Source organism: Hoeflea sp. EC-HK425 (genome assembly GCF_902498795.1).
GTDB classification, from domain to species: domain Bacteria; phylum Pseudomonadota; class Alphaproteobacteria; order Rhizobiales; family Rhizobiaceae; genus Hoeflea; species Hoeflea alexandrii.
In genome coordinates, this window is sequence record NZ_LR701572.1 from 135,234 (window position 1) to 162,162 (window position 26,929).

The following is a 26,929-nucleotide window of genomic DNA, read 5'->3' on the forward strand; positions in this document are numbered from 1 at the left end:
CCGGGACGGACAGCGCATGGCGAAACTGACATTGTCTGGATGGGGTATCTCCGAAGACGGCAGCGGAGCGGATCCGCACAAGCTTTCCAGCCCGCTGGTTTTCTTCTGGAGCATGATGATCTTTCTGATCCTCTCCGGATTTGTTGCCGCCATTCTCTACCGGCAGATCCAGACGGCTTTTCTCGCCAATCCGGGCCTCAACGGGCTGATTGTCGGGGTTCTCGCCGTCGGTGTGCTTCTGGTGTTCACCCACGTGCTCAGGCTGCGTCCGGAAGTGCGCTGGGTCAATTCGTTGCGGGCCACCGGTGACGCGGAAAAGGTCGGGCGCGACCCGGTGCTGCTGGCGCCGATGCGGGCGCTGATTGGTCGTCGCCAGGAAATGGCGCTGTCGACGTCCTCGCTGCGCTCGATCCTCGATTCGATCGGCACGAGGCTTGACGAATCCCGCGACACCTCGCGGTATCTGATCGGTCTTCTGGTGTTCCTCGGGCTGCTCGGCACGTTCTGGGGCCTGCTTGGCACGATCGGTTCGATCAACCAGGTGATCCAGTCGCTGGATCCAGGGAGCGGCGGTACCGAGGACGTTCTGTCGACGCTCAAGAGCGGCCTGTCGGCGCCGCTCGACGGCATGGGAACAGCGTTTTCGTCCTCGCTGTTCGGTCTGGCCGGGTCGCTGATCCTGGGCTTTCTGGACCTGCAGGCGGGCCGGGCGCAGAACCGCTTCTACACCGAGCTTGAAAACTGGCTGTCGACGATGACGGATCTCGATTCGGGCATGGTGATGCCGGCTGAAAGCGCCGGAACCACCGAAGAGATCCGGATGCTGTCGGAGCGGATGCAGAAGATGTCGCAGGAATCCGGCATGACCCCACGCACCACGGCGGCGATGGCGAGCCTTGCGGAAGGCATCCAGGGACTGGTCAAGAACATGCGCAACGAGCAGCAGATGCTCCGCGACTGGATCGAGGCGCAACAGGTGGAATCGCGGCGGATGCGCGAGACCCTCGACAAGCTGTCCGACAAGATCGGGGAAAAATAGGCCATGGCGCTGGCACGAAACCGGCGGCGCGAGCGCACGGTCGATTACTGGCCGGGCTTTGTCGACGCGCTGTCGACGCTGCTGCTTGCCATCATGTTTCTGCTCACCGTGTTCGTTCTGGCGCAGTTTTTCCTGTCGCGCGAGATATCCGGCCGGGACCAGGTGCTCAACCGGCTCAACAGCCAGATCAACGAACTGACTCAGCTGCTGGCGCTGGAGCGTTCGGGCAAGCAGGATCTGGAGGATACGCTGGCCAACCTTCAGGCTTCGCTTTCGGAATCGGAGTCCGACCGCTCTCGACTGCAGGAACTGCTGGCGAGCGGATCGGGGGCAAGTGAAGCGGCAGAAGCCCGGATCGGGACGCTGACGGAAACGCTGGACGCGGAGAAGCAGGTTTCGCAGCGGGCGCTCAACCAGGTCGATCTGCTCAACCAGCAGATTGCAGCCCTCAGAACCCAGCTCGGCGCGCTTGAAGACGCGCTGGAAGTGTCCGAAACCAAGGACCGCGAAACCCAGGCAAAGATCGCCGACCTCGGACGTCGCCTGAATGTCGCGCTGGCGCAGCGGGTGCAGGAGCTCAACCGCTACCGGTCCGATTTCTTCGGCCGCTTGCGCGAGATCCTGGCGAGCCGCGAAGATGTGCGGGTGGTTGGCGACCGGTTCGTTTTCCAGTCGGAGGTGCTGTTTCCGTCGGGTGGCAGTGAGCTCAACCCGGCCGGGACGGAGCAGATGGCCAAGCTGGCGGAGGCGATCATCGAGCTTGCCCGCGAGATCCCCGATGAAATCAACTGGGTATTGCGGGTAGACGGCCATACCGACAATGTGCCGTTGTCGGGCAATGGCCGCTATGCCGACAACTGGGAGCTTTCCAGCGCGCGCGCAACGTCGGTGGTGAAATTCCTGATCACCCAGGGCGTGCCGGCCAACCGTCTGGTGGCTGCCGGATTTGGCGAGTTCCAGCCGATTGCCGAAGGCGATACCGACCAGGACCGCGCCACCAACCGCCGCATCGAGCTCAAGCTGACCGAACGTTGATCGTGTTGCTCGGGGCCTGTCCCAGCGACGTTCAATCTACAGCGGGTTTCATGCAAGGTTCGGAAATGCCTGGCGCGCCGGCACGGGTGCTGAAAGCGGCGCATAGTCCGCCGGCCTGAAACGCGTCAGTCCGGTGATGAACAGCGTATTGCGAACCTCAGTTTCCAGCGCCGCGATGGCCGCCTCCACTGCATCGGCGATGGCCCCGGCTTTCTCTGAATTCCTCGAGCCGGTGATCAACGGCAAGGCCGGTGTTTGTGGCGTTGTTGCAAAGACAACCAGATCGCTTGCGGCTGGTTCATGGCGTTTGGCCAGTTCCCAGGTGACGGCATCGATTGCCGCCCAGTCGGCCCGGGCCTCAGCCACGGCACAAATGGAGGCCCGGTGGGCGCCGGTTTCAAGTGGTTCCGGCAGGGATGCGTGACCAGTTGCGGCAAGCAGCCTGGCAGGTGCAGCGAAACCGGACTGGGACTGAGCCATGTTGTAGGCGAAGCGCCTTTCTCCGAGTTTGCCGGCATCGCGCGGCGCTTCACCCTTCCGGGCGACGAGCACGCTGAAATACCTTCCGGGGGCTGCGCCGGTGACGGCATGCGCCGGGGTGCCAATGAGCGCCACCTTGCCGGCCAGCATTGTGGCGTAGGGGTAGCCGCAGGTCTGGGACAGCAGCAGGGCAGGGTCGGTCCACAGCGCTTCCGGATCGGCGCAGCGCAATAGAGACTCGGGCGCGTCGATGCCGCGTTCCGTCAATTCCCGTTGGATGGTCACCCAGAGGCGGTCAGTCGCCTCACGGACCTCCGGCCAGTCATACATGGGCAGGGAGACAGCACCTGTCAAAGAGCTGCCTCCTGCTGTTGGTGAGCCATTCAAGTGCCGCCGTCCCGCCGCTTGCGGGGCTCTATCGGCCAGGCCACAGGCTCCTTGGGCCGAAAGCCGAAGCGGCGGAAGACCTCCCAGTAGCTCTGGTAGCGATAGCCGCCGTTCATGCGCAGGAACCGCGCCCGGTTCTCCCGGAAGAACGCGGGAATCCGGTACCAGGCGAGCGACGGATAGGCGTGATGCACCGAATGGAAGTTGTTGTTGAGAAACAAGAGGCTCAGCGGTCCCCGGGTCTCGATGATGACCGAGCGCTGGTTGGCTTTCTCCACCGCCTGGTGCTCGATGAAGGAGCGCACCATCAACAGGCCCATACCGAAATAGGCGGCGATGAAATAGCCCGCCGGGTGAAGGCTGCCATAGGTGCCGATCAGCCAGAACAGCAAGGCTACTGCCAGAAAATGACGCAGCCATACCTTAGGGATGAGGGTGTCCCCGGCCCGGGTGCGAACGAATTCGCTGCGCAGAAAGCCGACCGTGGCAAGCGCCGGTCCGATGGTAATCCTGCCGACAAGGGTATTGTTGGCAATGAGCAGGCCCCGGACCCATTTGGGTATCGTCGCCCAGATGTCCCGGTCGAGATAGTAGCTCTCCGGGTCATCATAGGGATCGGTGATGTTTTCATTGATGTGATGGGTGAGATGGCAGGACTTGAAGCGCAGGTAGGGTACCAGCACTCCAATTGGCGGTGAGATCAAGAGATCGTTTAACTTCTGGTTCCTGAATGGATGACCGTGCAAAAATTCATGTTGCAGCGAGGAATGCAGCGTGATCACGGGGATCAGCAGCAGGATACGAAGAATGTCCGGCAGGTCAGCCCATCCGAACGCCAGCAACAACCACACAGCATAGCAAACTCCTGCCAACAGCAGGGTCCGCCACTCCGCGTCATTCCGCATTGTGGATACACCTTCTGAATGTTCCCGTTATAGCCCGCGGACAGAGGTCCCTTCCTCCGCGTGGCTTCCAGACGAACGCCAGAGAATTATCCTGATTTGACGGGTTTCACAAGAATGCCGCCGGCTATTTATTTGCCGGCTGTCGATTCGAGCGTCAGAGCAGCGTCGCTTGTCAGGGCTTCGGCGCCATGCTCGAACTGCAGCCTGGCCAGACGGGCGTAGAGCCCGCCGCGGGCAACAAGCTCAGCGTGGGTGCCTTCCTCGACAATCCGGCCCTTGTCCATGACCAGAATGCGGTCGGCCCGCAGCACTGTCGCCAGACGGTGGGCAATGACAATCGTGGTGCGGTCAAGCATGAGCCCTTCAAGGGCCTTCTGCACCAGTTTCTCGTTTTCCGCATCGAGCGCGGAGGTCGCCTCGTCAAGCAGCAGGATCGGGGCATCGCGCAGGATCGCACGGGCAATTGCCACCCGCTGGCGCTGGCCGCCCGACAGCGTGATTCCGCGTTCGCCGACCGGCGTGTCGTATCCCTGGTCGAGCGCCATGATGAACTCGTGCGCCTGGGCTGCCTCGGCCGCGGCCTCGATGTCGGCCTGGCTCGCGTCCGACCTGCCGAAGGCGATGTTATCACCAACGCTGCCTGCAAAAATCGTCACGTCCTGGGGGACCAGGGCGATGCGGGAGCGCACGTCGGCCGGGTCGGCTTCGCGGACATCGACATTGTCGACAAGCACGGTTCCGGCGCTGGTGTCGTAGAAGCGCAGGATGAGCGAGAACAAGGTCGACTTGCCGGCGCCGGATGCGCCGACCACCGCGACCGTTTCTCCGGGTCGGACGTGGAAGCTCGCTCCGGTGAGTGCTGACGTGTCAGGCCGGGACGGATAGGCGAAATGCACGTCATCGAAGCGGATGTCGCCGATGGCCGGCGAGGGAAGGGGTTTGGGTGCCTGCGGCGCACGGATTTCAGGCACCTCATCAAGCAGTTCGCTCAGGCGTTCGGCGGCTCCTGCAGCCTGGGACAATTCTCCCCAGACTTCCGACAGGGCGCCAAGGCTTCCCGCGGCAAAGACCGAGTAGAGCAGGAACTGGCCCAACGTACCGGGTGAGAGTTCACCCGAGAGCACCGACTGTGCGCCGTACCATAGCACGGCCACCACGGAGCCGAACGCCATGGCAATGGCGAAGCCGGTGAGAATCGAGCGGGCGAGAATGGACTGGCGCGCTGCCGAGAAAGCGGCTTCGACGGCCTGGCTGAAACGGGTGCGGGCCCGGGCTTCGGTGTTGAATGCCTGCACGGTGCGGGTTGCACCGATGGCTTCGCCGGCAAAGGTCATGGCCTCGGCGAGGCTGTCCTGGGCGAGACGGGAGCGTTTGCGAACCTTGCGTCCGAAGCCGACCATCGGGAAGACGATAACGGGTATGGCTACCAGAACCAGCGCGGACAGTTTTGGCGAGGTGATGAACATCATCACGCCGGCACCGATGCACAGGATCGTGTTGCGCAGGGCCAGCGACGCGGTGGCTCCGACCGTGGACTTGATCTGGGTGGTGTCCGCGGTCAGCCGCGAGACGATTTCGCCCGAGCGGTTGGCATCGTAGAAGGCCGCGGACAGCTGGGTGACGTGATCGAAAACATCGCGGCGGATGTCGGACACAACGCGCTCGCCCAGGGTGATGACGAAATAGTAGCGGCAGGCCGAGGCCAGCGCCAGCATGATGGCAATGGCTGCGAGCATCGAGAAGTAGGTGTTGATGAAGCCCGCATCCTGGGCGGAAAAGCCATGGTCTATCATCCGGCGCACGGCCATCGGCAGGGTCAGGGTCGTCACCGCGGCCAGCAGCAGGAAGACGAGCGCGCCGACAACCAGATGCGGATACCGGGTGATGTAGGGAAAGAGCCGGGCGAGTGGCCGCACCGACAGGCGAGCCGTCTTGGGTGTATCGGTTTGTTCAGCCACGTCTGCTCCTGGTATGCGTACTCACCTTATTGGCTGACCTGCAAAAACGGACACGGCCCTTGTTATCGCCAATGCCTTCATGTATAGGCTCGCCATCGAATTGGGAAGTCGTTGTTCCTAGGGACACCGGCTTCATTTATGTGTTTGGCCAAAATGCCGCAAGCATCGCTGCGCAGGGGCCTCCCAACGGCAGGACAAAGAAGATGAAGGCGAACATCCATCCCGATTATCACATGATCAAGGTGGTCATGACCGACGGCACCGAATACATGACCCAGTCCACCTGGGGTGCCGAAGGCGACACCATGAACCTCGAAATCGACCCGAAGTCGCATCCGGCATGGACCGGCGGCAACCAGCAGATGCTGGACCGTGGCGGCCGTCTTTCGAAGTTCAAGAAGCGTTTCGAAGGCCTCAGCCTCTAAGACGTACGGCAATTGCCGACAACAGAACCCGCCGGTCCCGGCGGGTTTTTTGTTGTCCGGATTTCAATCCGGCCGATCACTGCCATGCGCATGCAAAAAGCCCGCAGACCGTGCCGCGGGCTTTGCAGGTAACATCGGTGCTGACGACTGGCTTCAGCGCTTGCTGAAGACCGTCTGAAGCAAGTGTTGCTGGGCCTGGACGGAGTTTTCGTTGTCCGGCTTCAGCGCCGCGGCTTCCGCCGGGCGGTAGATTTCGCGGTCGAGCAGCGCCACCCGGTTCTGAATGCGCAGCGAGCGCTCGACGAGATCCTTGAATGCGTCCGGCAGGTCGCTCCAGCCCTGGGCAGTGCGGTCGCAATTGAAGCTATCCAGGCGCACCTTGTTCTTCTCGGCGAGAACCTGGTCGCGGTTCATCTCGCCATTGTTGACGGCCCGCTGCAGCAGCAGCCATGACGCCATCTGCATCAGGCGGGTGGTCAGCCGCATGGATTCCGCCGCATACAGAACGCCTGCCAGGCGTGGCAGGCCCTTCGAGGCCGCGCGGCCGGGGCCGTCAAGATAGTTCGCGGTTTCCTCAACCAGTCCCATTCCTTCGGCATAGAGCGCCTTGAACTGGGCCGAATTGGCCATGTGATCGGCGAGATTGACGGTGTTGAGGCTGGTTTCAGACATGGGCCGGAAATTCCTGATTACAAAATACTGGGTAGGCGGCTTGTACAGGGGCAGAGAACTCTCTGTCTTGCCGGAATAGAATGGACCGCAGGCCCGCTTCCGGCAAGTCTATTCTTAAGAAAAGGTTAACGCCAAAATGGCGGTAAAAACACCTGTGTTGCGGACCGGGATACGCCACTTTTGAGCGCGATCCGCAGTCTTCGCGGCGGGCCGGGAAGGCCGCCCGCGCAAACCATAGGCGTGATACGGCTTCACCATAGGAGCGATTGCCGGCCAGTATCAAGGCAAAAAAAGAGCCGCATCAGCGGCTCTCAAGAGTTTAACAGGGAGGCGTCAAACAGTGTGACCTCAAGTCAGACTGTCAAATCCAGGAAGCCTGGATGTGTATAGTAAAGACTTGTAAAGCTTAACCGAAGCTTAACAGCCAGTACTAATTTTCTAAGGCCTTGCTTCATATGGCCTATTTTGACTTGAAAAAGCTCTCGGCAGCGCTCCGGCTTGATGTTTTCGACGCTTTTTCTGCTTTCAGCCTCTCGATTTCATCCTCAAGGAGGCCGATTCGCTCCTCCAGTTCACCAGCCGACAGGAAGCTGAGGTCACAGCCGATTTCATGCCGCTGCTTCGGTTTGGGACTCTCGTCGTCTGCAAACATGGTTCTGTTCTCCCGTTCTGGTGCTCGCGTGGACCGTATACGCACAATCCGGGATTTCCCGTGTATTGTTCCGATCCACATCATCCAATGGCATTGCCGTCATCCTAGCCCGTGCCTAAGTTGTGGAAAAGTGTGAGCAGGAGAATGACGTGATGCGTGCAATCGAAATCCGGGAACCGGGTGGCCCCGAGGTTCTTACACTGACAACGCGCGACAAGCCCGCGCACGGTGAGACCGAACTGTTGATCAAGGTTGCCGCCGCCGGGGTGAACCGCCCTGACTGCCTCCAGCGGCAAGGGGCTTATCCGCCGCCGCCGGGTGCTTCCGATATTCCGGGGCTGGAGATTGCTGGCGAGGTTGAGGCGGTCGGTGCTTCCGTTGACGGCTTCAAGCCTGGTGATCAGGTCTGTGCGCTGGTGGCGGGTGGAGGCTATGCTGAGTATTGCACGGTTGATCAGGCGAATGCGCTCCTGGCCCCCGCGGCGCTGACCATGACCGAGGCGGCGGCAATCCCCGAAACCTTCTTCACCGTCTGGCACAACGTGTTTCAGCGCGGCGGGCTCAAATCGGGGGAAACCTTCCTGGTGCACGGTGGAACCTCCGGCATCGGCACGACCGCCATCCAGCTCGCGAAATCGTTTGGCGCAACGGTGCTGGCAACGGCTGGTTCCGAGGCCAAGTGCACGGCGATGCGGGAGCTGGGGGCCGATGTTGCGATCAATTATCGCGAAACGGATTTTGTCGAGGCGGTCAAGGAGGCCACGGGCGGCAAGGGCGTCGATCTCATTCTGGATATGGTCGGCGGTGACTATATCACCCGGAATTACCAGGCTGCGGCAGTCGAGGGGCGTATCGTTCAGATTGCCTTCCTGCGTGGCCGCAAGGCGGAAGCAGATTTTGCCCTGCTGATGACGAAGCGCCTGACCCATACCGGGTCGACGCTCCGGGCCCGCGACGTAGCCTTCAAGGCAGAGATCGCCAGGGAACTGCGCAAGCATGTCTGGCCGCTGCTGAGCGAGCGGAAAGTGCTGCCGGTGATGGATTCGATCTTTCCGCTGGATCAGGCGTCTGCCGCCCACCGGCGGATGGAGGATGGCGACCATATCGGCAAGATCGTGCTCGACATGAGCTGAAGCTGGTCCCGAACAGGCCAGGCAATCGACAGACCCCAGCGCCTGCCAGCTTAGGCGTCCGGCGTGGCGCGCGGATCGAGATTGATCGATTCAGGCGTGGCGGCGCGGGCGGAAGGTGTCGAGGTGAAGTTCTCGCGCTCTTCGACTGGAATGGCCGCGCGCACCCGGGTCCGGAACAGGGCGTAGCCGGCAACGCCGAGATGCGCGACAGCGGTGACGACGAAGAGAAGATGTGGCTCCGTGGCCATCGCAAGGCCGGCGAGAAGCGGCCCGATGATGGTGCCGACACCGTAGAGCAGTAGCAATCCGCCGGATACGGTCACGAACTTGTCGCTGGGGGCAAAGTCGTTGGCGTGCGCCACGGTGATGGAATAGAGGGTGTAGGACATCGCCCCGTAAAGCGAAATCAGCCCAAACAGGATGGTGAGACCATCAGGCTTGATGAGGGTGATGGCGAGGCCTGAAAAACCGGCAATGGCTGCGAGGCCCGCCAGGACATAGCGCCGGTCCATCCGGTCGGAGACGCGGCCGGCGGGAACCTGCATGACGGCTCCGGAAAATATCGTGATCGACATCATCGTGGCGATGGTGAAGGTGCTCAGCCCGACATCGGCACCGAAGACCGGCGCGAGCGTGCCGAAAGCGCCGTTGGCGACGCCGATCAGCAGGATCGCGATGAACGAGACCGGTGAGTTCCGGTAAATCATGCCCAGATCGAGCTTGACCTCCTTCAGCGGTGCCGGGCTCGATGCCGTCGATACGGCCGTCGGCAGAAGCGCCAGGCAGTAAAGTATGCCTGCAATGATGAAGAACGTCGTCTGCGTGACATCGCCGAAAGCGACGCTCATCTGGCCGGCGACGATGGCGACATAGGTCACCGTCATGTAGAGCGAGAAGATGAGACCGCGGGTCTCGTTGGTGGCGCGTTCATTGAGCCAGCTCTCGATGATCATGAAGGCCGCGGCCAGGGAGAAGCCGGTGACGACACGCAGCAGGATCCAGCTTACCGGATCGACCAGCAGGCCTGTGAGGAGCGCAATGATGGCAATAGTCGCCGAAAAGGCCGAGAATGCGCGCACATGGCCGATACGCCTGACCAGCCGCTGCGAGAAGATGCAGCCCAGAACAAAGCCGGTTGCCCAGGCGGTACCCAGAAGACCGAGCGATGTCGGCGAGAAGCCCTCCGCCGATCCGCGCATTGGCAGCAGCAGGCCGTGAAGACCATTGCCTGCCAGTAGAAAGGCCGTGCCCAGAAGCAACGAGAGAACGGGAAGGAGATTGCTGCGCATGGTAATCCGGTTTGCAAAAAGTGTTTCGGGATTGCGATGAACCGGGAATCATTGCCCCGCATTCGTCAAGCCTAGCTGATTGACCAGGATCATGACAGGTGTATGGCTTAAGTGAAAAAGGCGGAATGAATGTCGACAAAAATCCTGCTGGTCCTGGTTCTCGTGGCCATGTCCCTGCATTTGATCAAGCCGTTCGGTCTTCCCGGCCTCAAACGGCGCAGCGATGTGTGGAAAATCGCGCTTATTCTGATTTTTGCGATGATGATGGCGCTGGTGTTTCGGCCAGAATGATCCGGGCAATGTGCTCGGCCCAGTGCCTGTAGCCCAGTGCGTTGGCATGGAAGCCGTCTATCGCGAAGCCTTCGGCCCCTTCGATAGGAAGAGGATCCAGTGGGGTGGCTGTTCGCTCGCGACAAAGCTGCGTGCCGATGGCGTTTATAATCTGTGCGCGCAGACCGAGGATATATGCGAGAGACGGCGGCAACGCAGGCACATCCGCCATCGCAACAACCGGTGACCAGTAGACGCTGGCTTCCGGCCAGCGGGCATGGAGTGCATAAAGCAAGCCGCCGAACCCTTTCTTGAAGGCGGACCTGGTGACAAAGTTCTTCGCGTCATTGGTGCCGACAGCCAGGATCACATGGGTAAAATCACGCTCTTCGATATGCGGGACCATATGATCGCGCACCTGGGCGGCAATCGCGGAATTGGCCCCGGCATTGCGCCAGGCAACGGTCTTGCCGGTTGATTTGCCGAGGATCGCGGCGAGCTGCGGACCGAGCGTATCCTCGATCCGGTCGGCGCCCACACCGGCGGCGGAAGAATCGCCAACCACCAGAATCCTGATCTCCGCGCTGCCCTGGCCGACCTGTCCCATCGGACGGCCGCGGGGTGGTGGCAGCCGCGGCACGATTCTGCGTACGCCAAGACCCTTGGCCACGGCGACCGGCACCAGCACCCAACTGACGAGACCTGCAAGGAAAGTGTTCATGGTTCTGGTCGTGTCTCCCATGGCTTCAGCATACAGCCTTAGACAATGGGATCACTGCAAAATGCAACCCGCCGCGTTGCCGCGGCGGGTTGAAACCCAGCCATTTGACGAGGGTTTTCTCAGTCTGGTGTTCAGGCCTTGCGCGAGGCCTCGAAGATGCTGTCGATGGTTGCGGCGAGCGTGGCGTCGAAGTCGGCATCCGTCTGGCCATGCGACAGGCCTTCGGTCAGCGCGCGCGAGAAGGATGCGATCACACCGTCATTGGTGCTCAGAAGACGGTTGGCGTCATCGCGGGAGTAGCCGCCCGACAATGCCACGACACGCATCACACGCGGGTCGTCGACCAGCGGCTTGTAGAGGTTGGCAACTGTCGGCAGGGACAGTTTCAGCATGATCTGCTGTCCGGCGGGCGCCTGGTCGAGATGACGGAGGATCGAGGCCAGCAGCAATTCTTCGGCCTCGGCCTTGTCGGCGATCTTGATGTTGACCTCGGGTTCGATGATCGGCATCAGCCCGTGGCCGAGGATCTGCGCTCCGATCTCGAACTGCTGGGCGACAATCGCCTCGATGCCGTCCTTGTCGGCTGCATTGATCACCGAACGCATCTTGGTGCCGAAGATGTTCTTGGCCGCGGCGCGGTCGAGCAGCGCGTCGAGGCCGTCCATAGGCTTCATCAGCTGGACACCGTTCTGGTCGTCGAGCAGGCCCTTGTCGACCTTGAGGAACGGTACAATGCCGCGCTTGTTCCAGAGATAATCGGCGGTTGGTACGCCGTCGATCTCGCCGTCCATGGTGCGCTCGAACAGGATTGCGCCGATGACCTTCTCGCCGGTGAAGGCAGGCGACTTGATGATGCGGGCCCGCATGGCATGGATAGCCGCGAACATTTCCTCGTCATTGGCGTAGGCGTCTTCCGCAACCCCGTAGAGTTTCAGCGCCTTTGGCGTGGAGCCGCCCGACTGGTCGAGCGCGGCAATGAAGCCGTCCTTCTCCGCCATCTGTTTCGCCATGGTCGAGTTCATCATGCCTTACCCCTGTTTGTCTCTGTCTCGCGGCTCCTTTATCAGATGCCGCGACAGAGAGAAAATAGCCTGGATGCAGCTTGAATCGATTGAAAAAAATTCAATCGTTTAAATGGGTTGGGGAAAGCCAACCAGAGTTAACGCGGGCGAGGCCGGTTGACCCTCCTCAGACTTTCAGCACATCAACACCGGGAAGCGGTTTGCCTTCCATCCATTCGAGAAATGCCCCGCCGGCAGTCGAGACATAGGTGAAGTCTGCAGCCACACCCGCGTGATTGAGTGCGGACACTGTGTCGCCGCCGCCCGCAACGGAGACCAGCAGGCCTTCCCGGGTGCGGCGGGCGGCATGCTGCGCCGCAGATACGGTCGCGGCGTCGAAGGGCGGGATCTCGAAGGCACCGAGCGGACCGTTCCAGACAAGCGTGTCAGCCTTTGTGATCCAGGCGTTGATGGCCTCGACGGACTTGGGGCCGACGTCGAGCATCATGGCATCAGCGGGGATTGCGGAGACGTCGACCGTCTCGTTGTCGGCGCCGGCCTTGAACTCACGCGCGACAACGCCGTCTATCGGCAGGACGATTGCGCATCCGGCCTTGGATGCTTCGGCTTCGATGGTCTTGGCGGTTTCTGCGAGATCGTGTTCGCACAGCGACTTGCCGACATCGATGCCGCGAGCGGCAAGGAAGGTGTTGGCCATGCCACCCCCTATCACCAGCGCATCGACCTTCTTGACCAGGTTCTGCAAGAGGTCGATCTTGGTGGAAACCTTGGCGCCACCAACAATGGCGACAACCGGCCGTGCCGGTTTGCCGAGACCCTTCTCAAGCGCGACCAGTTCCGCTTCCATGGTCCGGCCGGCAAAGGCTGGCAGCAGGTGGGCCAGGCCCTCGGTCGAGGCGTGGGCGCGATGGGCCGCTGAAAAGGCGTCGTTGACGAAGATGTCGCCATTTTCAGCCAGCGCCTTGGCGAACTCGGGGTTGTTCTTTTCTTCGCCGGCATGAAAGCGCGTGTTCTCAAGCAGAAGCACATCGCCATCGACCATTGCTTCCACTGCCTTTTGGGCGGCTTCGCCGATGCAGTCGGCGGCAAAATGGACCCGGTGATCGAGAACGTTCTCGACGATGCCGGCAATCGGGCCGAGCGACATCGACGGCACGGCCTCGCCCTTTGGACGGCCGAAATGCGCAAGCAGGATCACGCGGGCGCCCTTGCGGGACAGTTCCATGATCGTGGGAGCGACACGTTCGATGCGGGTCGTGTCGGTGACCTTGCCGTCCTTGACCGGGACATTGAGATCGACGCGCAGGAGAATGCGCTTGCCGGAAAGATCGGCCAGATCATCGAGTGTCTTGAAAGTGGTCATTGCATATTCCGATCGTCAAGTTGGGGTCTGGCGGGATTTCGGCGCGGAGATTACACCGGATGTGTCACGACGCAAGCCGGGGACGCAAATACCCGTCGCGGCTTCCTGCCTCAACCCTTTCGCCTTCCGGCAAAATCCCGGGCCATTTGCAGGATTTCACGAAAATTGAGGAACAGCGGCAGCCGTGTTGCGGGTGCCACCGGTTCGAGCGAGATGCCAACGGTCTTGATCAGGCCGTTCTCCTGGGTGTCGCGCACGATGAGAACGATGCGCCCGATCTTGACCCGGTCGGCGTAGTCCGGCTTGCCGCCAAGCCGCTGTTCCATCAGTTCGGCAATGGTCAGCGATTTCTCAGCCTCGGCAAGAAGACCCGGCCCGTAGGCGGCATCGAGTTCCTCACACTTTCCTGACGGATCGATTGTGAAGGTGCCGAAAAACTCGTTGTCATTTTCGCTAACGGCGAGTTTGGAGGCGAACAGCCGGTCGAGCAGACGGGAAAAGCCAGGGGCGATGAACAGGTAGACCTGGTCGTTTTCGCGCAGCCGCCCGGCATACTGATAGCGCATCGACTTGCCGTCGCGGATGACCAGTGACGGGCGGGCCCAGCGGGGGATTCTTTCGCCGCGCAGGACCGGGCTGTCCGCCACCACCCTGTAGGCAAGCAGCTCGTGACTGGCGGTGCCGGGGAGATCAAGCTCGAGCTTGTCGATGGCGCCGATTTGTGGAGGGACAATCAGGCCGAGCCTGTGGGCCATCGGCTTGATCGTCCAGCCCTGGATGGCGAGCGATACCATCACCACGATGAAGGTTGTGTTGAAATAGAGCTGGCCGTTCTCGAGATTGCCGAGGATGGGCAGGATGGCGAGGAGGATCGAAACCGCGCCGCGCAGACCCACCCAGGCGACAAACCCGGTCTCTCGCTGGGTGAAGTCAAAGGGCAGCAGACATGCCCAGACGGCAAGCGGGCGGGCAATGAAGACCAAAAACACCGCAAGCCCGATGGCGGGCAGGATGATCTGCGGGAACTGGGACGGTGTCGCAAGCAGCCCGAGAACCAGGAACATGACGATCTGGGCCAGCCAGGTCATACCCTCCTGAAAGCGCATGATCGATGCCTTGGGCTGGATCTTCTTGTTGCCTGCGTAGATCCCGGCGACGTAGACCGCCAGGAAACCACTGCCTCCGATTGCCGACGTGGCGGCAAAGACCAGCAGCGCCAGCGCCAGTACGAATATCGGAGCCAGTCCGCGCTCGACCGGAACCCGACGGATGATCTGGACGATGAGAACGCCGCCGGCGAGGCCGACGACAAGACCCAGACCGATCTGCTCGATGAACAGAACCAGTAACTCAAGCCCGGCTCCACCGAGGTCCTCGCCGCTGGCCATGATGCCGACCAGCGCGCTGGTAAGAAAGATCGCCATCGGATCATTGGTGCCGGATTCCACTTCCAGCGTGGAACGGACCCGGTCACGGATGTTGATGCCGCCGGTGCGCAGCAGGAAGAATACGGCCGCCGCATCCGTTGAGGCAACGATGGAGCCGATCAGCAGGCCCTCAAGCCAGGTGAACCCGAGCAGAAATCGAGCGGCGATGCCGAACAGAACCGCAGTCAACAATACGCCGATGGTCGCCATCGTCAGCGCCGGGGCGGAGGCCTGTCTGAAGGAGTGCAGCGATGTGCCGTAGCCGGAGTCAAACAGGATGATTGCCAGGGCAATCGACCCCAGCATGTAGGCGGCGGAGTTGTTGGAGAAGTCGATGCCCAGCCCGTCGACACCGGCAAGCAGGCCGATGAGAAGGAAGAGCAACAGCAACGGTGCTCCGAAGCGTTCCGCCAGCAGGCTGGAAAAGGCAGCAATGAGAATGAGCGCCATCGAGGCAAGCGTCACCAGATAGAAAGCGTCCAACCGTCACCCCTTGTCCGTGATTGATTGCTGCGGTCAGGTCTTTGTTCTGCCAACAAGTATGGAGGCACGGACCGGGCCGATCAATGATCCTTCACGCATGGCTGCCGTGACATCCGGCTCAAGTCATCCATGGTGTTGAATCACCAGCGCCACCGTCCCTTCGAACGGTGGCGCCAGTATGTTCAGGTGTTTGGCCGGGCCTGCGTTGCCGCGTGACCCGGCAGAGGGTCGTCAGATCAGCTTCGCCATTGCAACCGCGGTGTCGCCCATGCGGTTGGAGAAACCCCACTCGTTGTCATACCAGGTCAGGATCGAGCACATGTTGCCGTCCATGACCTTGGTCTGGTCCATGTGGAAGACCGAGGAATGCGGGTTGTGGTTGAAGTCGATCGAGACATTGGGCTCGTCGGTGTAGCCCAGTACGCCCTTGAGAGCGCCGTCAGCAGCTTCACGGATGGCCTTGTTGATTTCCTCCACCGAGGTGTCGCGCTTGGCGATGAACTTCAGGTCGACCACGGAGACATTCGGGGTCGGGACGCGGATCGACATGCCGTCGAGCTTGCCGTTGAGGTCCGGCAGCACCAGGCCGACGGCCTTGGCGGCGCCCGTCGAGGTCGGGATCATCGACATGGCGGCAGCGCGGGCGCGGTAGAGATCCTTGTGCATGGTGTCGAGCGTTGGCTGGTCGCCGGTGTAGGAATGGATCGTCGTCATCATGCCCTTGTCGATGCCGATGGCATTGTGCAGGACGTGGGCGACGGGCGCCAGGCAGTTGGTGGTGCACGACGCATTGGAGACGACGAGGTCGTCCTTGGTCAGCACATCATGGTTGACGCCGTAGACGATGGTCTTGTCGGCGCCCGCGGACGGGGCCGAGACCAGGACGCGCTTGGCGCCGGCTTCCAGATGGAAGGCAGCCTTTTCCCGTGCCGTGAAAATCCCGGTGCATTCCATGACGATGTCGATACCGAGATCGCCCCAGGGCAGGTTCTTCGGATCGCGCTCCGCAAACACCTTGAACGAGTCGCCGCCTTCGATGCGGATCGTGTCGCCGTCAACCTCAACGGTCTTGGGGAACTTTCCGTGCACCGAATCCCAGCGCATCAGGTGGGCGTTGGTTTCAACCGGACCGAGATCGTTGATCGCCACGATGTCGATATCGGTACGGCCGGATTCGTAAATGGCCCGCACAACATTGCGGCCGATACGGCCAAATCCGTTGATGGCAATCCTGGTCTTCATGTTAGTTCTCCGTCCTGGGGTCCGAGTACGCCTGTCCCTGCAAGGGATCAGGCTTCGTCATGTAAGCGGGCTTCGACCGCAGCCACTGCGGCCGCGGCGGTGATGCCGAAATGCTCGTAGAGTTCCTTGTAAGGTGCCGATGCGCCGAAGCCGCTCATGCCGATGAACAGGCCGTCGGAACCGATGAAACGGTCCCATCCCTGGCGGATGCCCGCCTCGATAGCGATCTTGACCCTGGAATCCCCGATAACGGCCTTTTTATACTCCATGCTCTGCTCTTCGAACAACTCGAAGCAGGGCACCGAGACCACGCGGGTGGTGTGACCATTCGCCTCAAGCATCTGCCGGGCTTCCAGCGCGATCTCAATTTCGGAACCGGTGGCGAAGATCGTCACCTCGGCATCGCTGGCCGAAACCAGGTCATAGGCGCCATAGGCACAGAGGTTTTCCTCGGTGAAATCGGTCCGGACGGTCGGCAGGTTCTGTCGGGTCAGGGCAATGCCGCTGGGACGTTTTGCCTGCTCGAGCGCGATTTCCCAGCATTCCGCCGTTTCGACGGCGTCGGCGGGGCGGAACATCAGCAGGTTCGGAATGGCGCGCAACGCCGCCATGTGTTCAACCGGCTGGTGGGTCGGTCCGTCCTCGCCAAGGCCGATGGAATCATGGGTCAGAACGTGAATCACACGAATGCCCATCAGTGCCGCCAGACGGATCGACGGACGGCAGTAATCGGAAAAGATCAGGAAGCCGCCGGAATAGGGGATCAGGCCGCCATGCAGCGCAATGCCGTTCATGATCGCGGCCATGCCGTGCTCACGGATGCCGTAATGGATGTAGCGGCCCGAGAAGTCATCCGGGGTAATCGCCTTGGTCTGGCTGGTGCGGGTGTTGTTGGACCCGGTCAGGTCGGCGGACCCGCCGATGGTCTCGGGAACCACTCCGTTGATCACTTCCAGCGCCATCTCCGATGCCTTGCGCGTGGCGACGGTCGGCAGGTCTTCGGCGAGCTTCTTCTTGTAGGCAGTGATCGCCGGCTCGAATTCGCCAGGCAGTTCACCGTTCATCCGGCGTTCGAAGGCCAGGCGGACATCATTTTCCGCCTCGGCAAGGCGGGATTCCCAGGCCTTCCGGTCCTTGACCGAACGCAGACCGGCAAGTCGCCATGCGTCAAGGATGTCGGAGGGAACGACGAAAGGCTCTTCGGCCCAGCCGAGCGCCTTGCGCGTGCCGGCGATTTCCTTGTCGCCAAGCGGCGAGCCATGGGCACCGCTGGTTCCGGCCTTGTTGGGAGCGCCAAAACCGATCACGGTCTTTGCGGCGATGAGTGTCGGCCGGTCCGATTTCTGCGCGGCCTCGATGGCTTGTGCGATCGCGTCGGGGTCGTGGCCGTCGATGTCGAGTGTGTTCCAGCCGGAGGCCGCGAAACGGGCCAGCTGGTCGGTCGAGTCGGTCAGCGATACCGGACCGTCGATGGAGATCGAATTGTTGTCCCAGAAGACGATGAGCTTGTTGAGCTTGAGATGGCCCGCCAGCGAAATCGCTTCCTGGCTGATGCCTTCCATCAGGCAGCCGTCGCCGGCAAGCGCATAGGTGTAGTGCTCAACCAGGTCGGAGCCGAACTCGTCGGCAAGCTTGCGCTCTGCCATGGCCATGCCGACAGCATTGCCGATGCCCTGGCCGAGCGGGCCGGTGGTGGTTTCGATACCGGCGGCGTGGCCATATTCCGGATGGCCGGCGGTGGGCGAACCCAGCTGGCGGAAATTCTTGATGTCGTCGAGCGTGATGTCGTCGTATCCGAGCAGGTAGAGCAGCGAATAGATCAGCATAGAACCGTGGCCGGCGGACAGTACGAAGCGGTCGCGGTCGGGCCAGTCGGGCTTTTTCGGATCGAAGGTCAGATAGCGGGAAAACAGCACCGTGGCGATATCGGCAGCGCCCATCGGCAAGCCGGGATGCCCGGATTTGGCTTTCTCTACAGCATCCATAGACAAAAACCGGATTGCATTCGCCATCCGGTCGTGTTTTTCGCGTGAAATCATGATGGTTCCGCCTGGTCGCGTTCATGTCAGGTCCGGGCTTGAACTAGTCCGGACCGAAGGCCGCGCACACATAGCAGTTGCTTCGCCGGAGTCAACAAATGGCTTGGCCGCAAACGGCTGGGGATGCAAAAGGCGGTTTTGTTGACGCCCTGTTCGGCTGATGCGTAAACTCGTGCTCACAAGTATCCGGAATTCAAGCGATTCGGCTTGTAGTCCAGATCCAGGGAAGCTGATGATGCCGGTTGAAAAGACAGTACAATCCGCACTTGAGGCACTGAAAAATGCCTTGAATCAGCTCGATAATGAGGTTGACAGGCAGGTTGAAGCGAGCCGAAGTTCGACAGAGGCGGCGGCTGAACTGGACCGGATGATCGAGGATCGCACACGCATAGCGCTGGAACTTGACCAGTCCCAGGACAGGGCCAACCGCCTCGAGGAAGCCAACCGCGAAGTCTCCCGCCGTCTGGTGACTGCCATGGAAACGATCAGGGCGGTTCTGGATCGCTAAGGCATAGTTTATCAATTTTCATCAGCCTTCGATCCCGCAAGGCCGTGCAAGAACAGGACGTGTTGAATGGCGCAGGTAACGGTTACCATCGACAACAAGACCTACCGGATGGCATGCGAAGAGGGGCAGGAAGAGCACCTGAGCGATCTCGCCGGGCGGTTTGACCGTTATGTCGGGCATCTGAAGAACCAGTTCGGCGAAATTGGCGATTTGCGGATCACGGTGATGGCGGGGATCATGGTGATGGATGAGTTGCACGAGCTGCAGCGCCGGATGCGCGGGCTTGAGGCGGAGGTCGACACCCTGAAAAAGACCAGGGACAACGCGCTGAGCCAGGTCGACAAGACAGACCACGATCTGGCCGAGGCGCTTTCGGAGGTGACCGGCAAGATCGAGCAGATCGCGGGAAAACTCTCCGGACGCGCCTGAGGGGCTGAGCCGGGGTCTGTGCCTGAAACCGATCAACCGCACGTATCTTGTGAGGAGCGGTCTTCAGGTGCATCGCCATGCCGGCAAGGGTCTTGAAGTGCTTGCGGCCAGGCCGTCTTCATCACATCAGCGGTTTAATGCTCCGGGCCGCAATTTGCCGATTGGAGTTGGGCCCGGCATGACCTATATAGCGGAAGCGGTCTGCGCCTCTCGACAGGATACGTAATCCCTGGGGCCTTAATTGATCCAAAGGGAGCTGTCCCTGACCGGACCCGTGGGTCCGGACATATGGCGCCCACCTACGTTGTAGGTTCCCAGGATCAATAAATCCATCGGTTGCCGTGGATCGCACCTTCACCTGACGGTCTGACGGCTCGGAAACCGGGGCGTTTCTGCAACGGCTGCACACTTCCTGCCTATTCGATCAGTCCCATCTTCAGGGCGCGCGCCACCGCTTCGATGGTTGTGCTTGCCATCAGCTTCCGGCGCGCGGATTCGAGATGCTTGCGGGCGCTTCCTGCCTGGCTGCCATCCGGGTCAATCGTTGCCTCGGGGTCCAGTCCCCGTGCCACCGATTGCAGGCACGCTCTCTCGGAATGGGTCAATCTATCCGTGGAGTCCGTCATCTTTGTCCGTAAAACAAATTGTTCAAATAAAATATGAGCATAGCTGCTGTCGAGCAGCAGTCCGGGAATAGCCTTGTCTCGCCTGCGACGGCAATTGAAAAGCGCAGATGTCGTATACGGGGGATGAAGTGCATCCTTAAAATGCTATCGACTGCCGCGGGGCGACCGGATGGCCGGAAGCCATTGACGTGCGGCAGCGCGCAGCCTACGCCGCCCGCGGTTGGGTTTCGACGGAGCAGGTGATGGACAGCAAGGCAAGCATACGGGCAAAGGTTCTGGCCAGGCGGGATGCGCTGGCACCGGAACAGCGGATCGAGATGAGCCTTGCGATGGTGGATGTCGCGGAAACGCTCTCCTTCGATCCGGGAGCCGTGATTGCCGGATACCTGCCGATCCGGTCGGAACCTGATCTCCGGCCGTTGCTGTCGCGTCTGCGCGAGCGCGGCGCCCGGCTTTGCCTGCCGGTGGTGCTGGACCGGGAGACGATCGTTTTCCGCGATTTCGTCCGGGGCGCGGATCTCGTCAAGACCGGCTTCGGCACATCCGGTCCGGGCGAGGAGGCCGAGGTGATCGATCCGGACTTGCTGCTGATGCCGCTGTCATCCTTCGATGCGCGTGGCAACCGCCTGGGCTACGGTGCCGGTCATTATGACAGGGCAATTGCAAGGCTCAGGGCCAAAGGCAAGTCGCCCGCGCTGATCGGAGCCGCCTTCTCGGTCCAGGAGGTCGAGGCGCTGCCGGCGGATGATCATGACGTGGCCCTCGACATGATCCTGACAGAGCAAGGCTTGCGCTCGTTTTCGCAACCTCTATAGAGGGCGAATGCGTCTTTTGTTTCTTGGAGATCTGGTCGGACGATCCGGCCGCACCGCGGTCTGGAACCGCCTTCCCGGCCTGATCCGCGATTACAAGCTGGATTTCGTCATCGTCAATGGTGAGAACGCCGCGGGCGGTTTCGGCATCACCGAGGAAATCTTCCTCGAAACTCTCAATGCCGGCGCCGATGTTGTGACCACCGGCAATCATGTCTGGGATCAGCGCGAGGCGCTGGTCTATGCCGACCGGCACGACCGTTTCCTCAGGCCGGCGAACTATCCCGCCGGAACGCCGGGACGGGGTTCCAACCTCTACATCGCGCGCAACGGCGCGCGCGTGCTGGTCGCAAACATCATGGGCCGGGTGTTCATGCATCCCGATCTCGACGATCCGTTCGCCGCCGGCGAAGCTATCCTCGCCGCGTGCCCGCTGGGCGAAGTGGCCGATGCGGTGGTGTTCGACTTTCACGCGGAAGCCACCAGCGAGAAGCTCTGCTTTGCGCATTTCGTCGACGGGCGGGCGAGCTTCGTGGTGGGAACCCACACGCATGTGCCGACCGCCGACGCACAGATATTGAATGGCGGCACAGCCTATCTGACCGATGCCGGCATGTGCGGCGACTATGATTCCTCCATCGGCATGGACAAGGAAGAACCGGTCAACCGGTTCGTCTCCAAGATCCCGAAGGGCCGGTTCGAGGTGGCTTCGGGACCGGCAACGATCTGCGGCGTCGCCGTCGAGATTTCCGATCGGACCGGGCTGGCCGAAAAGATCGCGCCGCTCAGGATCGGGCCGCGCCTAGCCGAAACATACCCGGAGTTCTGGAGCTAGAGCCGGCCGGTCACATCGCCGGTCAAGGAGGCAACGGAGGTTTCTCCGTCGGCTCGCTTGCGCTCAGCGGTATCTGGCAGCGCTGATGAACTCGCCGAAGGTTTCACACCAGACCAGGACGGTGGTGTAGGATTCGATGTCGACCGTCGGCGGGATATCGACCAGGAACCCGTCGAAGGTCTTGATGTCGCCGATGCGGACCGCTTCGTTCCTGATGGCCTCGAACTGGGCTTCATCCTCGACGAACTCAGGCACAAGGTAAAGCTTGTAGTCCGGGCCGGGCGCCAGGCTTCCGCGGTGGGTGATCCGCTCGGGTGAAACGCTGACCGTGCCTTCGCCCCAGTGCAGAAAATCGCTTCCCCTGAGATCGCGGCTGAATTCCGCGGTATAAAGCGCGGAGGCCGCACTCTCTTCGAGCATGGCCTGGTCCGGCGAAGGCGGGGCTGTGATGATCGGCAGGAGATAGATCCCGAGCGCAAAACCTGCCGCCAGCATGAAGCCGTGGGTTGCGGCCAGAACGATCCAACGCATGGTATTTCCCTCCCGGCAGGTTTGCTGTCAAAGCGATAGCGGTTAGCTTCCGGGCATGTCAATCAGCCAAAGCCACCCGCGGTTTGCGGGCAGGCTCGAGGATCGCTTCACAGCTCCTGTTGCTTGCCCTTCACAACAGGCCTCTTGGCATCCGGATCCGGAGGCAGAAGTCCGCGTTCCTGGATCCATGGATGGATTGTCACCGCGCGCGTCAGAGCGGAGACGGCGACCTCGGTGCGGCCCATGCGCATCAGGACATGGTACATTCCCGACCAGGCGCCAAAATGATCGGGTTCAAGCGCGACCGCCTTTTCCAGATCCGACAGGGCGCCGTCCGGATTGTCACGCAGAAACCGGACAAAAGCGCGCTGGTTCCAGCCCTCGGCATACTGGGGCGCGAGGTCGATGGCCTTGTCGAAGGCCTCTTCGGCCGCCTCGTAGTCGTAGCTGCTGCGTCGTTTCATGCCGAAGTCTATTGCCTCGTGGACGTCGATCGTGGGCGCCTGGTCGAACCACCATTGCCATATCGCGCTCTCTGCGAGACGTCCCTCGCGCTCGGTTTCTGCAGCTTTCAGCGCCGCAAACAGCCTGGCGCGTTCACTGGAGGTCTCGGCCCGCACGGAGGGGGCCGCCGCGATCGAAAGGAAACCTGTGGCCGTGATCAAAAAACGCCGGCGGTCGAGCATCAAACGCCCCTGAGAACAAGAATTGTCGGCTGGCGCGGCAATGTGCGGGCCGAAATGGTAAAGCCGGTGTCATTGACGAAGTCGGTTGCGAACTTGTCGCCCATCATCTCGATGAAGCTCGACAGGGGCGCGCCACGGCGGTGCATCGGCAGAAGGATCGAGGATTGCAGACGCTGGGCAATTCCGGTCATTGCCGTGTGGCTCAATGTCAGGCCGCCATCCACCGGGACCATGACGATGTCGAGGCGGCCGATCTGGGCGAAGTGCCGGTCTTCCAGCGGGTGATGCAGGTGGCCGAGATGCCCGATGCACAGATCCGCGACCTCGAAGATGAAGATGGAATTGCCATCGGGCTCCATGGCGCCGAAATTGCGGATGTCCGTGGTGACGTTGCGGATATAGACATCATCAACCACCACATCGTGATCGGCCGGTGTGCCGTCGAAATTCCAGCCGCGCAGCACATGCCCGATCCGCTCGTCCGGCGACAGGGTGAAATGCGAGGAATGCGCCTTGTTCATGGTGACGACGTCCGGGACAGCGACGTTGCCCGCCCATCCGTTGTAGTCCGTCGCGATGGTGATGCCGCCGGGTGTGGTGATGACATAGGTCGAGTGGCCGGCGAAGCTGATCTCGACTTCTCCCGTTCCGGCCGCGGCCCGGTCTGGCTTCAGGTCGAGATCCTCGGGGGTGAGGTTGGCGTAAGTCACGCCGGGCAGGCTTTGCGCCACTGCCAGGCACTGGCTGAAGGGGCGTTGGCTTTCCTGCGCGCTCGCCGGTGAGGCAAGAAGGAACGCTGCGGCGACGAGAATGAAGGCCTTGAAACGGTGCATGACGGCGGCTCCGTGAAACAGTCTCACACTAGGAGTTTAGAGCGCGGCCAACCAAGGTAAAGGGGCAATTCGATGCGCCATACCCCAAGCATGGTCAAAGCGCGCCTGTCATCTCGCCCCAGCGCAGCTTCAGCGCTTCATAGCCGTCGGTTGGCTGGGCGTCGTAACTGAGTTCATCTTCGGCTATCCTCATGAACGGTTGGCGAGACCGGCACCAGATATGCCCGGCCGGAACCAGCCAGGACGTGTCGTCGAGCGTGCCGGCCTTGATGTTGATCTCCGGCGAGCCATTGGTGCCATGCCAGATCCGCACGCCGCAGTCGGGGCAGAACCATCCCTGGCGCTCCTTGCCGGATTCACTCATGCGGCTGACGCTGACCAGCCCGGGATCGACCTCCATGTCTTCACGCCTGAACCGGAGGCTTTCGCCGAAGGCCGAGGAAGTGTGCCGCTGGCACTCGGTGCAATGGCAGAGATAGAACACCAGAGGAGCTGCGAGCATCCGGTAGCGGATGCGGCCGCACTGGCATCCACCGGTCAGAGGCAGGGGTGGTATGGCGGTTTTCTGCATGGTCTGAACCTTCTGGACGAAACGGGGTAAGGACCTTATAACGCGCCAAACCAGATTCCAGAGCAAAGAACAGAGGCGTTATGGCCGGCCATTCACAATTTAAAAACATCATGCACCGCAAGGGACGGCAGGATGCCGTCCGTTCCAAGATGTTCTCCAAGCTCGCGCGCGAAATCACTGTCGCTGCGAAGATGGGCTCGCCGGATCCGGCGATGAACCCGCGGTTGAGACTGGCAATCCAGAATGCCAAGTCACAGTCGATGCCCAAGGACAACATCCAGCGCGCCATCAACAAGGCTACCGGCGGCGACAGCGAGAACTACGAGGAAGTGCGCTACGAGGGCTACGGCCCCGGCGGCGTGGCCGTTATCGTCGAGGCGCTGACTGACAACCGCAACCGCACCGCATCGAGCGTGCGCGCGGCGTTCACCAAGTCCGGCGGCGCGCTTGGCGAGACCGGATCGGTCGGTTTCATGTTCTCGCGCGTGGGCGAAATCATCTATCCGGTGGACGCGGGCGATGCCGACGCGATCATGGAAGCCGCGATCATGGCCGGCGCAGAGGATGTGACCAGCGGAGAAGAGGAGCACGTCATTCTCTGCGCGTTCGAGGATATCGGCGAGGTGTCGACTGCGCTCGAGGAGGCGCTTGGCGAAGCGCAATCGGTCAAGGCGGTGTGGAAGCCGCAGACGTCGGCTCCTGTCGATGAAGACAAGGCGCTCTCCGTGCTCAAGCTGATCGCGACGCTGGATGACGACGACGACGTGCAGAACGTCTATGCCAATTTCGAGGTTTCCGACGAGGTCATGGCGAAACTGTCCGCCTGACCGGGCCTGTCGCTGCCAATCTTGAACCGCCGGTTTTGCGACCGGCGGTTTTTTCATGGGTCAAAGGGCGGACCGCATGGCGCCGAACAGCTCCACGGATTGCAATCGGGCCTCGATGGAATGGATCGGCATGGAGATCATGATCTCGTCGGCCTTGGTGGCGGCGATGAAATCCTGCATCTTGCGCGACGCGGTTTCCGGGCCGCCGACCACGGCGTAGCGCAAGGTGTGTTCGACGGCGATCTGTTCCATCTCGCTCCAGAAGCCGTCCATCGTGTCGATTGGCCTCGGCATCTTGCCACGGGCATTGCGGCGCATGTTGACGAAAGTCTGCTGCAGCGTCGTGAACAGGTGGTTGGCCTCCGCATCGGTATCCGCCATCACGCCCATGGTTGCAGCCATGACGTAAGGCGCGTCGAGTTGCGCCGACGGGGTGAACTTGCTCCTGTAGATGTCGAGCGCTTCCATCAGCATGTCGGGTGCGAAATGCGAGGCAAAGGCATAGGGCAGCCCCAGCGCGGCCGCGAGATGGGCGCTGTAGATGCTGGATCCGAGGATCCAGAGCGGCACGTGCGAACCGGCGCCGGGTACGGCGAGAAGCATGCGTTCATCGGGTTCGCCCAGATAGTATTGCAACTCGATGATATCGTCGGGGAAGCTGTTGGCTCCTGCTTCCAGGTTGCGGCGCAGCGCGCGGGCGGTGTTCATGTCGGTACCCGGCGCACGGCCAAGGCCGAGGTCGACACGGCCCGGGAACAGCGCCTCGAGCGTGCCGAACTGCTCGGCGATGACCAGCGGCGCGTGATTGGGCAGCATGATGCCACCCGAACCGATGCGGATGGTGGTTGTGGCATTGCCGGCCTCGGCTATGACCAAAGACGTGGCGGCGCTGGCGATGCCCTTCATGCCATGATGTTCGGCCAGCCAGAAACGGGTATAGCCTGCATCCTCCGCCTGCTTGGCCATATGCCGCGTGCTGGCGAGTGCGTCTCTTGTGGTGCCGCCCTCGACGATGGGGCAGAGATCGAGAATGGAAAAGGCGGTCATGAATGTCTTTCGGTTCCGGTGCACTGTCGGCCCAATGTAGGAAGTCGTGCCCGCATTGCCAAAGCGATTTCGCCAGAGGACGTTTGTTTTTGGTTTGTTCACATTTCGATGGAATGGTCTGACGCATGAAGCTAGGGTTTTTTCATGAAAGAAGCGATTCGGATAATCGGGATTGATCCCGGGCTGAGGAACACCGGCTGGGGCGTGATCGACAGTCTGGGCAACTCGCTTCGCTTTGTCGCCTCGGGTACGGTCAAGTCCGACAACAAGCTCGATCTCGCCTCGCGGCTGAACCAGCTCTACGATGGACTGGAGACGGTGCTGCACCAGTTCCAGCCGTTCGAGGCGGCGGTCGAGAACACGTTCGTCAACAAGGATGCCACCGCGACGCTGAAGCTCGGGCAGGCGCGCGGCATTGCCATGCTGGCACCGGCGCGCGCCGGGCTGAGGGTTGCAGAATATGCGCCGAACGCGGTCAAGAAGGCGGTGATCGGCGTCGGGCATGGCGACAAGAAGCAGATCCTGATGATGGTCAAGATGCTGATCCCGAAAGCCACCTTCGACAGCGATCATGCCGCCGATGCTCTGGCGATCGCGATCTGTCATGCGCATCACCGCACATCGCCGGAGTGGCGGATGGCGGCTGAGTGAGTCAGCGTCATGTTCTTGACTTGTTCACTCA

28 protein-coding genes and 1 other RNA gene are annotated in these 26,929 nt (G+C 61.4%); 11 read left to right on the forward strand and 18 right to left on the reverse strand.

Features of this window, described 5'->3' with window-relative positions; translation table 11 throughout:
* The first annotated feature begins 16 nt into the window (after positions 1-16).
* Positions 17-1,039, forward strand: a complete 1,023-nt coding sequence (locus SPHINGO391_RS03485) for a MotA/TolQ/ExbB proton channel family protein (RefSeq protein WP_152007522.1) — start codon at positions 17-19, stop codon at positions 1,037-1,039.
* A 3-nt stretch (positions 1,040-1,042) separates the two neighbouring features.
* Positions 1,043-2,074, forward strand: coding sequence for a peptidoglycan -binding protein (locus SPHINGO391_RS03490; RefSeq protein ID WP_152007523.1), 1,032 nt, complete (start codon positions 1,043-1,045; stop codon positions 2,072-2,074).
* Positions 2,075-2,122: 48 nt separating this feature from the next.
* Here the strand turns inward: SPHINGO391_RS03490 and SPHINGO391_RS03495 are convergent, their stop codons facing one another.
* From SPHINGO391_RS03495 to SPHINGO391_RS03505, 3 genes are all read right to left on the reverse strand, one after another.
* The gene (locus tag SPHINGO391_RS03495; RefSeq protein WP_152007524.1) at positions 2,123-2,908 is read right to left on the reverse strand and encodes a PhnD/SsuA/transferrin family substrate-binding protein; all 786 of its coding nucleotides are present in this window, start codon (positions 2,906-2,908) and stop codon (positions 2,123-2,125) included.
* A 29-nt stretch (positions 2,909-2,937) separates the two neighbouring features.
* On the reverse strand, positions 2,938-3,846 hold the full coding sequence (locus SPHINGO391_RS03500) for a fatty acid desaturase (RefSeq protein ID WP_152007525.1): 909 nt from the start codon (positions 3,844-3,846) through the stop codon (positions 2,938-2,940).
* A 128-nt stretch (positions 3,847-3,974) separates the two neighbouring features.
* Positions 3,975-5,804: an ABC transporter transmembrane domain-containing protein gene (locus tag SPHINGO391_RS03505; RefSeq protein ID WP_152007526.1), complete on the reverse strand. Its 1,830-nt coding sequence runs from the start codon at positions 5,802-5,804 to the stop codon at positions 3,975-3,977.
* Between the two features lie 203 nt (positions 5,805-6,007).
* Between SPHINGO391_RS03505 and rpmE the strand changes: the two genes are divergently transcribed.
* Entirely contained in the window at positions 6,008-6,229 is a 222-nt protein-coding gene (gene rpmE / locus SPHINGO391_RS03510; protein ID WP_152007527.1) for a 50S ribosomal protein L31, read from the forward strand.
* A 153-nt stretch (positions 6,230-6,382) separates the two neighbouring features.
* Here the strand turns inward: rpmE and SPHINGO391_RS03515 are convergent, their stop codons facing one another.
* Together SPHINGO391_RS03515 and SPHINGO391_RS03520 are read right to left on the reverse strand one after the other, a co-directional pair.
* Positions 6,383-6,901: a DUF1465 family protein gene (locus tag SPHINGO391_RS03515; protein WP_152007528.1), complete on the reverse strand. Its 519-nt coding sequence runs from the start codon at positions 6,899-6,901 to the stop codon at positions 6,383-6,385.
* Positions 6,902-7,361: 460 nt separating this feature from the next.
* Complete coding sequence (locus tag SPHINGO391_RS03520) at positions 7,362-7,553, reverse strand: DUF1192 domain-containing protein (RefSeq protein WP_152007529.1); 192 nt, start codon at positions 7,551-7,553, stop codon at positions 7,362-7,364.
* A 152-nt stretch (positions 7,554-7,705) separates the two neighbouring features.
* On the opposite strand from SPHINGO391_RS03520, the gene SPHINGO391_RS03525 reads away from it, so the two are divergent.
* Positions 7,706-8,686: an NAD(P)H-quinone oxidoreductase gene (locus SPHINGO391_RS03525; protein WP_152011410.1), complete on the forward strand. Its 981-nt coding sequence runs from the start codon at positions 7,706-7,708 to the stop codon at positions 8,684-8,686.
* A 50-nt stretch (positions 8,687-8,736) separates the two neighbouring features.
* Here the strand turns inward: SPHINGO391_RS03525 and SPHINGO391_RS03530 are convergent, their stop codons facing one another.
* From SPHINGO391_RS03530 to tkt, 7 genes are all read right to left on the reverse strand, one after another.
* Positions 8,737-9,975: an MFS transporter gene (locus tag SPHINGO391_RS03530; protein ID WP_152007530.1), complete on the reverse strand. Its 1,239-nt coding sequence runs from the start codon at positions 9,973-9,975 to the stop codon at positions 8,737-8,739.
* Positions 9,976-10,216: 241 nt separating this feature from the next.
* Positions 10,217-10,966 (reverse strand): SGNH/GDSL hydrolase family protein, encoded by a 750-nt coding sequence (locus SPHINGO391_RS03535; protein WP_152007531.1) that lies wholly within the window; start codon positions 10,964-10,966, stop codon positions 10,217-10,219.
* A gap of 131 nt (positions 10,967-11,097) precedes the next feature.
* Positions 11,098-11,991, reverse strand: coding sequence for a fructose bisphosphate aldolase (locus tag SPHINGO391_RS03540; RefSeq protein WP_152007532.1), 894 nt, complete (start codon positions 11,989-11,991; stop codon positions 11,098-11,100).
* A 163-nt stretch (positions 11,992-12,154) separates the two neighbouring features.
* Entirely contained in the window at positions 12,155-13,351 is a 1,197-nt protein-coding gene (locus SPHINGO391_RS03545) for a phosphoglycerate kinase (RefSeq protein WP_152007533.1), read from the reverse strand.
* Between the two features lie 110 nt (positions 13,352-13,461).
* Entirely contained in the window at positions 13,462-15,261 is a 1,800-nt protein-coding gene (locus tag SPHINGO391_RS03550) for a potassium/proton antiporter (RefSeq protein WP_152007534.1), read from the reverse strand.
* A gap of 231 nt (positions 15,262-15,492) precedes the next feature.
* Positions 15,493-16,503 carry a type I glyceraldehyde-3-phosphate dehydrogenase gene (gene gap, locus SPHINGO391_RS03555; RefSeq protein WP_152007535.1) on the reverse strand — a complete coding sequence of 337 codons (1,011 nt, stop codon included), beginning with the start codon at positions 16,501-16,503 and terminating at the stop codon, positions 15,493-15,495.
* A gap of 47 nt (positions 16,504-16,550) precedes the next feature.
* The gene (tkt, locus tag SPHINGO391_RS03560) at positions 16,551-18,542 is read right to left on the reverse strand and encodes a transketolase (RefSeq protein ID WP_152007536.1); all 1,992 of its coding nucleotides are present in this window, start codon (positions 18,540-18,542) and stop codon (positions 16,551-16,553) included.
* A 235-nt stretch (positions 18,543-18,777) separates the two neighbouring features.
* Between tkt and SPHINGO391_RS03565 the strand changes: the two genes are divergently transcribed.
* The 3 genes from SPHINGO391_RS03565 (at position 18,778) to ssrS (ending at position 19,831) form a co-directional block, all read left to right on the forward strand.
* A complete protein-coding gene (locus SPHINGO391_RS03565; RefSeq protein WP_152011411.1) occupies positions 18,778-19,050 on the forward strand; it encodes a DUF4164 domain-containing protein in 273 nt (90 codons plus the stop codon).
* Positions 19,051-19,116: 66 nt separating this feature from the next.
* Positions 19,117-19,479, forward strand: a complete 363-nt coding sequence (locus tag SPHINGO391_RS03570; RefSeq protein ID WP_152007537.1) for a cell division protein ZapA — start codon at positions 19,117-19,119, stop codon at positions 19,477-19,479.
* A 195-nt stretch (positions 19,480-19,674) separates the two neighbouring features.
* A non-coding RNA gene (ssrS, locus tag SPHINGO391_RS03575) (6S RNA) lies at positions 19,675-19,831 on the forward strand.
* A gap of 64 nt (positions 19,832-19,895) precedes the next feature.
* Here the strand turns inward: ssrS and SPHINGO391_RS03580 are convergent.
* On the reverse strand, positions 19,896-20,105 hold the full coding sequence (locus SPHINGO391_RS03580; RefSeq protein WP_152007538.1) for a hypothetical protein: 210 nt from the start codon (positions 20,103-20,105) through the stop codon (positions 19,896-19,898).
* 242 nt (positions 20,106-20,347) lie between these two features.
* Between SPHINGO391_RS03580 and SPHINGO391_RS03585 the strand changes: the two genes are divergently transcribed.
* Complete coding sequence (locus SPHINGO391_RS03585; protein WP_152007539.1) at positions 20,348-20,920, forward strand: 5-formyltetrahydrofolate cyclo-ligase; 573 nt, start codon at positions 20,348-20,350, stop codon at positions 20,918-20,920.
* Between the two features lie 7 nt (positions 20,921-20,927).
* Positions 20,928-21,752: a TIGR00282 family metallophosphoesterase gene (locus tag SPHINGO391_RS03590; RefSeq protein ID WP_152007540.1), complete on the forward strand. Its 825-nt coding sequence runs from the start codon at positions 20,928-20,930 to the stop codon at positions 21,750-21,752.
* A 63-nt stretch (positions 21,753-21,815) separates the two neighbouring features.
* Here the strand turns inward: SPHINGO391_RS03590 and SPHINGO391_RS03595 are convergent, their stop codons facing one another.
* The 4 genes from SPHINGO391_RS03595 to SPHINGO391_RS03610 all read right to left on the reverse strand — a co-directional run bounded on the left by SPHINGO391_RS03595 (position 21,816) and on the right by SPHINGO391_RS03610 (position 24,373).
* A complete protein-coding gene (locus SPHINGO391_RS03595; RefSeq protein ID WP_152007541.1) occupies positions 21,816-22,283 on the reverse strand; it encodes a DM13 domain-containing protein in 468 nt (155 codons plus the stop codon).
* A 107-nt stretch (positions 22,284-22,390) separates the two neighbouring features.
* On the reverse strand, positions 22,391-22,969 hold the full coding sequence (locus SPHINGO391_RS03600) for a hypothetical protein (RefSeq protein WP_152007542.1): 579 nt from the start codon (positions 22,967-22,969) through the stop codon (positions 22,391-22,393).
* Positions 22,969-23,802, reverse strand: a complete 834-nt coding sequence (locus tag SPHINGO391_RS03605; RefSeq protein ID WP_152007543.1) for an MBL fold metallo-hydrolase — start codon at positions 23,800-23,802, stop codon at positions 22,969-22,971. Before SPHINGO391_RS03605 ends, SPHINGO391_RS03600 begins: the two co-directional genes overlap by 1 nt.
* 94 nt (positions 23,803-23,896) lie before the next feature.
* Positions 23,897-24,373 (reverse strand): GFA family protein, encoded by a 477-nt coding sequence (locus SPHINGO391_RS03610; protein ID WP_152007544.1) that lies wholly within the window; start codon positions 24,371-24,373, stop codon positions 23,897-23,899.
* A gap of 80 nt (positions 24,374-24,453) precedes the next feature.
* Between SPHINGO391_RS03610 and SPHINGO391_RS03615 the strand changes: the two genes are divergently transcribed.
* Entirely contained in the window at positions 24,454-25,200 is a 747-nt protein-coding gene (locus SPHINGO391_RS03615) for a YebC/PmpR family DNA-binding transcriptional regulator (protein WP_152007545.1), read from the forward strand.
* Between the two features lie 60 nt (positions 25,201-25,260).
* Here SPHINGO391_RS03615 and SPHINGO391_RS03620 read toward each other — a convergent pair whose 3' ends face one another.
* Positions 25,261-26,247, reverse strand: coding sequence for an LLM class flavin-dependent oxidoreductase (locus SPHINGO391_RS03620; RefSeq protein ID WP_152007546.1), 987 nt, complete (start codon positions 26,245-26,247; stop codon positions 25,261-25,263).
* A 144-nt stretch (positions 26,248-26,391) separates the two neighbouring features.
* Between SPHINGO391_RS03620 and ruvC the strand changes: the two genes are divergently transcribed.
* A complete protein-coding gene (gene ruvC, locus SPHINGO391_RS03625; RefSeq protein ID WP_152007547.1) occupies positions 26,392-26,898 on the forward strand; it encodes a crossover junction endodeoxyribonuclease RuvC in 507 nt (168 codons plus the stop codon).
* Positions 26,899-26,929: the final 31 nt, after the last annotated feature.

What these genes read in the sequence shown, in the direction of transcription:
- SPHINGO391_RS03485 (WP_152007522.1), top strand. Translation starts at nt 17, where the DNA reads ATGGCGAAACTGACATTGTCTGGATGGGGTATCTCCGAAGACGGCAGC.
- SPHINGO391_RS03490 (WP_152007523.1), top strand. Translation starts at nt 1,043, where the DNA reads ATGGCGCTGGCACGAAACCGGCGGCGCGAGCGCACGGTCGATTACTGG.
- SPHINGO391_RS03500 (WP_152007525.1), bottom strand. Translation starts at nt 3,846, where the DNA reads ATGCGGAATGACGCGGAGTGGCGGACCCTGCTGTTGGCAGGAGTTTGC.
- rpmE (WP_152007527.1), top strand. Translation starts at nt 6,008, where the DNA reads ATGAAGGCGAACATCCATCCCGATTATCACATGATCAAGGTGGTCATG.
- SPHINGO391_RS03515 (WP_152007528.1), bottom strand. Translation starts at nt 6,901, where the DNA reads ATGTCTGAAACCAGCCTCAACACCGTCAATCTCGCCGATCACATGGCC.
- SPHINGO391_RS03520 (WP_152007529.1), bottom strand. Translation starts at nt 7,553, where the DNA reads ATGTTTGCAGACGACGAGAGTCCCAAACCGAAGCAGCGGCATGAAATC.
- SPHINGO391_RS03525 (WP_152011410.1), top strand. Translation starts at nt 7,706, where the DNA reads ATGCGTGCAATCGAAATCCGGGAACCGGGTGGCCCCGAGGTTCTTACA.
- SPHINGO391_RS03530 (WP_152007530.1), bottom strand. Translation starts at nt 9,975, where the DNA reads ATGCGCAGCAATCTCCTTCCCGTTCTCTCGTTGCTTCTGGGCACGGCC.
- SPHINGO391_RS03535 (WP_152007531.1), bottom strand. Translation starts at nt 10,966, where the DNA reads ATGAACACTTTCCTTGCAGGTCTCGTCAGTTGGGTGCTGGTGCCGGTC.
- SPHINGO391_RS03540 (WP_152007532.1), bottom strand. Translation starts at nt 11,991, where the DNA reads ATGATGAACTCGACCATGGCGAAACAGATGGCGGAGAAGGACGGCTTC.
- SPHINGO391_RS03545 (WP_152007533.1), bottom strand. Translation starts at nt 13,351, where the DNA reads ATGACCACTTTCAAGACACTCGATGATCTGGCCGATCTTTCCGGCAAG.
- gap (WP_152007535.1), bottom strand. Translation starts at nt 16,503, where the DNA reads ATGAAGACCAGGATTGCCATCAACGGATTTGGCCGTATCGGCCGCAAT.
- tkt (WP_152007536.1), bottom strand. Translation starts at nt 18,542, where the DNA reads ATGATTTCACGCGAAAAACACGACCGGATGGCGAATGCAATCCGGTTT.
- SPHINGO391_RS03565 (WP_152011411.1), top strand. Translation starts at nt 18,778, where the DNA reads ATGCCGGTTGAAAAGACAGTACAATCCGCACTTGAGGCACTGAAAAAT.
- SPHINGO391_RS03570 (WP_152007537.1), top strand. Translation starts at nt 19,117, where the DNA reads ATGGCGCAGGTAACGGTTACCATCGACAACAAGACCTACCGGATGGCA.
- SPHINGO391_RS03580 (WP_152007538.1), bottom strand. Translation starts at nt 20,105, where the DNA reads ATGACGGACTCCACGGATAGATTGACCCATTCCGAGAGAGCGTGCCTG.
- SPHINGO391_RS03585 (WP_152007539.1), top strand. Translation starts at nt 20,348, where the DNA reads ATGGACAGCAAGGCAAGCATACGGGCAAAGGTTCTGGCCAGGCGGGAT.
- SPHINGO391_RS03590 (WP_152007540.1), top strand. Translation starts at nt 20,928, where the DNA reads ATGCGTCTTTTGTTTCTTGGAGATCTGGTCGGACGATCCGGCCGCACC.
- SPHINGO391_RS03595 (WP_152007541.1), bottom strand. Translation starts at nt 22,283, where the DNA reads ATGCGTTGGATCGTTCTGGCCGCAACCCACGGCTTCATGCTGGCGGCA.
- SPHINGO391_RS03600 (WP_152007542.1), bottom strand. Translation starts at nt 22,969, where the DNA reads ATGCTCGACCGCCGGCGTTTTTTGATCACGGCCACAGGTTTCCTTTCG.
- SPHINGO391_RS03605 (WP_152007543.1), bottom strand. Translation starts at nt 23,802, where the DNA reads ATGCACCGTTTCAAGGCCTTCATTCTCGTCGCCGCAGCGTTCCTTCTT.
- SPHINGO391_RS03610 (WP_152007544.1), bottom strand. Translation starts at nt 24,373, where the DNA reads ATGCAGAAAACCGCCATACCACCCCTGCCTCTGACCGGTGGATGCCAG.
- SPHINGO391_RS03615 (WP_152007545.1), top strand. Translation starts at nt 24,454, where the DNA reads ATGGCCGGCCATTCACAATTTAAAAACATCATGCACCGCAAGGGACGG.
- SPHINGO391_RS03620 (WP_152007546.1), bottom strand. Translation starts at nt 26,247, where the DNA reads ATGACCGCCTTTTCCATTCTCGATCTCTGCCCCATCGTCGAGGGCGGC.
- ruvC (WP_152007547.1), top strand. Translation starts at nt 26,392, where the DNA reads ATGAAAGAAGCGATTCGGATAATCGGGATTGATCCCGGGCTGAGGAAC.